This is a genomic window from Sphingorhabdus sp. (assembly GCF_046292425.1).
In the GTDB taxonomy this organism is placed as follows: Bacteria; Pseudomonadota; Alphaproteobacteria; order Sphingomonadales; family Sphingomonadaceae; genus Sphingorhabdus_B.
The window spans coordinates 1-3,610 of the sequence record NZ_JBKBQV010000089.1 but is presented as its reverse complement, the minus strand read 5'-3'; the positions used below and the strand labels follow the sequence as shown (position 1 = coordinate 3,610).

The 3,610-nt window shown below is 55.6% G+C and carries 6 protein-coding genes and 1 tRNA gene; 4 read left to right on the top strand and 3 right to left on the bottom strand.

Annotation, left to right across the window (positions count from 1 at the left end):
• The first annotated feature begins 19 nt into the window (after window positions 1-19).
• The gene (locus tag ACK4S7_RS12975; protein ID WP_409647638.1) at window positions 20-211 is read left to right on the top strand and encodes a DNA gyrase inhibitor YacG; all 192 of its coding nucleotides are present in this window, start codon (window positions 20-22) and stop codon (window positions 209-211) included.
• A 19-nt stretch (window positions 212-230) separates the two neighbouring features.
• Window positions 231-306, top strand: a tRNA-Phe gene (locus tag ACK4S7_RS12970).
• Between the two features lie 127 nt (window positions 307-433).
• On the opposite strand, the gene ACK4S7_RS12965 is transcribed toward ACK4S7_RS12970, so the two are convergent.
• The 3 genes from ACK4S7_RS12965 to ACK4S7_RS12955 all read right to left on the bottom strand — a co-directional run bounded on the left by ACK4S7_RS12965 (window position 434) and on the right by ACK4S7_RS12955 (window position 2,534).
• Window positions 434-1,396 (bottom strand): hypothetical protein, encoded by a 963-nt coding sequence (locus tag ACK4S7_RS12965; RefSeq protein ID WP_409647635.1) that lies wholly within the window; start codon window positions 1,394-1,396, stop codon window positions 434-436.
• Window positions 1,397-1,482: 86 nt separating this feature from the next.
• Window positions 1,483-2,022: a hypothetical protein gene (locus tag ACK4S7_RS12960; protein WP_409647633.1), complete on the bottom strand. Its 540-nt coding sequence runs from the start codon at window positions 2,020-2,022 to the stop codon at window positions 1,483-1,485.
• A 230-nt stretch (window positions 2,023-2,252) separates the two neighbouring features.
• Window positions 2,253-2,534 (bottom strand): hypothetical protein, encoded by a 282-nt coding sequence (locus ACK4S7_RS12955; RefSeq protein WP_409647630.1) that lies wholly within the window; start codon window positions 2,532-2,534, stop codon window positions 2,253-2,255.
• A 56-nt stretch (window positions 2,535-2,590) separates the two neighbouring features.
• Between ACK4S7_RS12955 and ACK4S7_RS12950 the strand changes: the two genes are divergently transcribed.
• Both ACK4S7_RS12950 and ACK4S7_RS12945 read left to right on the top strand, forming a co-directional pair.
• Window positions 2,591-2,806 (top strand): DUF6471 domain-containing protein, encoded by a 216-nt coding sequence (locus ACK4S7_RS12950; protein WP_409647627.1) that lies wholly within the window; start codon window positions 2,591-2,593, stop codon window positions 2,804-2,806.
• 136 nt (window positions 2,807-2,942) lie between these two features.
• On the top strand, window positions 2,943-3,131 hold the full coding sequence (locus ACK4S7_RS12945; RefSeq protein WP_409647624.1) for a hypothetical protein: 189 nt from the start codon (window positions 2,943-2,945) through the stop codon (window positions 3,129-3,131).
• Window positions 3,132-3,610 lie beyond the last annotated feature (479 nt).

Below are 3,610 nucleotides of genomic sequence, written 5' to 3'. Positions count from 1 at the left end.
CTCGCCATCTCCGCAGGCCATGTCAGCAAAGCTTAAACCCTGCCCATTGTGCGCCAAGCCGGCGAGCAAGGAACATGCTCCCTTCTGCAGCCGCGGCTGCAAGGATCGCGACCTGCTGCAATGGCTGGGCGAGGGCTATCGCATCCCCGGGCGCGCGGTTGATCCGGAAGAATTGCAAAGCGGGCTGGACAGCGGCCAACCCCGCGATTAAGAGCGCGCCTTCATCCCGTGCCCGGATAGCTCAGTTGGTAGAGCATGCGACTGAAAATCGCAGTGTCGGTGGTTCGAATCCGCCCCGAGGCACCACTCCCCGCTACGTGTGTCAGATTTCATCAGGGGCGATTCACGTCAGTGTAGGTATCTGACTGATTTTCAACATTTATTCGAAAGGCGGTGGATGAGAATAGCGATTCAAGATTTCACGTTGATTGAGTCAAACCGGCGGTAATTCCTCGCAGGCTGATTCTCCGAATACTTCGACAATGTCAGCGCGCCGCCAAATGTTCACCTTATGCAGGTTCGCGATCGGTTCGTATACGCGAGCTAGCATCGTGTTTGCCAGAACCCGTCCCGAGATGCCTAAGCGCTTGGTGATCTCCGCAGGAAAGGCATGCTCGGCTCGAAACGCCGCCAGGCTTGGCAAGTCCAGCCCGTTCTTATGGCGCCTTATCAGCCCGGCCTTAGCTGCCTTGCCCAAAACCACATCGTTCACTCCCACGATCGAAGCTGCTGAATTTGCGGGGACGCCAATCGATGGGAGAGGCCGGGAGGCGACGCGACTTAGGAGCTTCTTAAACTCAGCCTTGTTGACGTAAAGACGCGACGCCCAACTTCCTTGACCTGTTGCTAACTCAGCGTGGATTCTGCCAGTCAGCACCATGGCAAATGCGTCGCACCACGCGAAGGGCGAAAGCACAGCACTCAGAGCATCGGAGAGAGACAAGCTCTGTTGTGTTGGGATTTTAAAACTGGGTAACTTCCTTAAAGCTCCAAAAAGGACATCAACCGATCCTTTTTCAATAAGCGTATCCCGAGAAAATTCATCCAGTCGATGTTCAGGTATAGTTTCTAAAAGTCCATTTTCTATAAAATCTTTTATAGTATACCCTGGCGCGCCGAGTTCTTTTGATACGTCGAACAGGGGAATACCAGTCTTGTATCTCGCAACCGCTTCCGTCAACCGAACCCGATCGAATAGATAAATCCCGGTTTCACCTCGCATCCGGCCAACGAGACAATCGCCTTTATCGGCAATCTGTCGAAGTAACTTATCGCCTACACCGAACTCCTCCATTGCATCCCAAAGAGTTATGTCATTGGTTCGCTTAGGCTCTAATACCGACGGTGTGCCTGCCTGCTTGAACGGAACACGGGCAACAGCGACTGCCTCCGCCACGCGGTCTTGTACCTGGGCGGCAATGACAGACTACGATTTAGCTCCGCAAAAACGATAGAAGGTGCCGAGCACGAGCCTACGCTCCGTCAGGTGAAGCCGTGCACGAATAGTACGTGTGAGGAGATCGTCGAGGGTGTCTGGCCTAGCGAGAGAAGGTCCCCCGCAATCATCTCGATGTAGGCTTCGGACAGGGCCGCGCAGATCAAACCATTCTTTTCTTGCGTGGCTTCATGGAGTGAGATGGCGAAGGGCGAGCCCTTGCTCAGCGCCTTCCACCATGATGAAACGCTAAAATCTCCTTGGACCCGGGCGCACACACTGTCGCTTGAGTTGACCAGTACGGTAGAGGCATAGGGCGGTACCTCGGCCTTAGCATCAATCAGCCCCAGGCCGGCCGAGACGACTAGCAGTCGTGCGTGGAGTAATTTGGCAGCATGTACCGCTTCTCGGAAGCCGCGTCCGCCGTAAATTTCCGCACCAGGAAAGCGCTCTGGCGCCGCCGTTAGCCGGCGTGACCACTCAGACGCCAACTCAGGAAGATCCGCTGCACGAAGATTAGCCATGCGCAGGGCGCCCGATACCGTCTTGCGCTTACGACTTGTGCAGGCGGTGATCACAAGCGTCACAAACGGCTCCCAAATACAGCTAAGTGGTGGCCCGCTGATCCTAGGCGCCCGAGACAAGGCTGGCCAATTAATGCAACACGCGGCCTTCGCCTTTTCCCCAATAAATGCACGGAAGACCAATTCGGAGTGAGCTGAAGCTTCCCGGGCTTGATTACTGAGATCACGCGTGCTGCTCCCCGACTGACCTCGGTACCTACCTCAGTGCTGTCATGGTGGTATGGAACAGCTGGCTAACCCGCCTCGAATGCGCAGTGGATACGGCTGGTCTGTATCATGACAGCGGGACAGCAACCGTGCTCGTCAGGCTCAGCCATGTTACCCGTTATGAACCGAGATGCTGCCGCGTCCTGGAGCAGTTCGTGGATATCGGCCGCAGGCAGGTCGACAAGGAGCTGCGGGCTACCCGTCGACAAACAGATGCGGAAAGTTGCCATTGCACAGCCTTCTGTCCAAAACACCAAGCTGAGTTCGCAGTACCCCTCAAAGCCAATGCCTACAAGGGAGAAATGCATCAGATTTGATGTTTTTGCGACACATTTAGTGTTTTTGCGCGAGTGAGGGTGTTTTCGTGAAGGACTGGACGGCTTACGCAAAGGGAGTGTTGCGGGCAGAGATGCTCCGAAGGGGCATGAGCTACGCTGATCTTGCGAGAGCGTTGAATGACATCGGCGTGCCGGAAACGGAAATGAACGTTCGGAACAAGGTTGGCCGAGGCACCTTCTCCGCTCCCTTTCTATTTCAATGTTTGAACGCGATGCGAGTGACGACGCTTCATTTGGATTGAAGGGCTTCAATCTCACGGCGGGAATTACAGCGGTAAAGCAACGCGGCAGGCCGGTGGTGTCTGGCTTCGAATTTAGTTGTTTAACCTGTCACATCCGGCGCTCGCCCTAGATGCTTAGCGGAGGCACGGAGGCGATATGACAGTGAACGACGACGTTGCTGCACTGGTGATGCGCCTCGCGCCACATGGCATTTGCGACGACTGCATCGCCGAAAAGCTCGACCTAACAGTACAGCAACACGCTAACTACAAGACCCACGAACTTGCGGGCAAGCCTGGAACCGTAAGCGGATCAGGCTCCTTCATCGCGCGATCGACGAGTTAGACGGACGCGTCGATGTAATAATCGTAAGCGGGGAGCCAGGTGTGAGTTACGGCAGCGCCCAGCCCTGGATTGCTGAAGGCGCGCGTTCAGGAACGCATTGGCAGGTAACCCATCTTGATGAAGCGACCGGCCATTTCGAGGTTTGCTTACGACGGAATGCTAAGTGAAGTCGCGCGGCCACACACGTAGTCTTGCTTACGCAAGCGCGCGAACCCCATGTGGCTTCCCTGAGTTCGGTAGACCTTCTCGGCGTTGATGTTGGAATAAAACGGAAAGGCGCAGTGCTCTGGAGAATGCGGTTGATTCAAGTATATGGAATTTGAATCGACTTCCGTGAAACCTGACAACGTGAGTCCCGTTTGCGTTGCGAGGCGCTTTTGCCTAATGCGCGCCGAACACCCCGGCCGCGCGAGTCACGCGCCCGCCGGGGTCGATTGTTTCCAGCCCTATGAAAGGGAAACCGCGATGTCCCGTCGCCG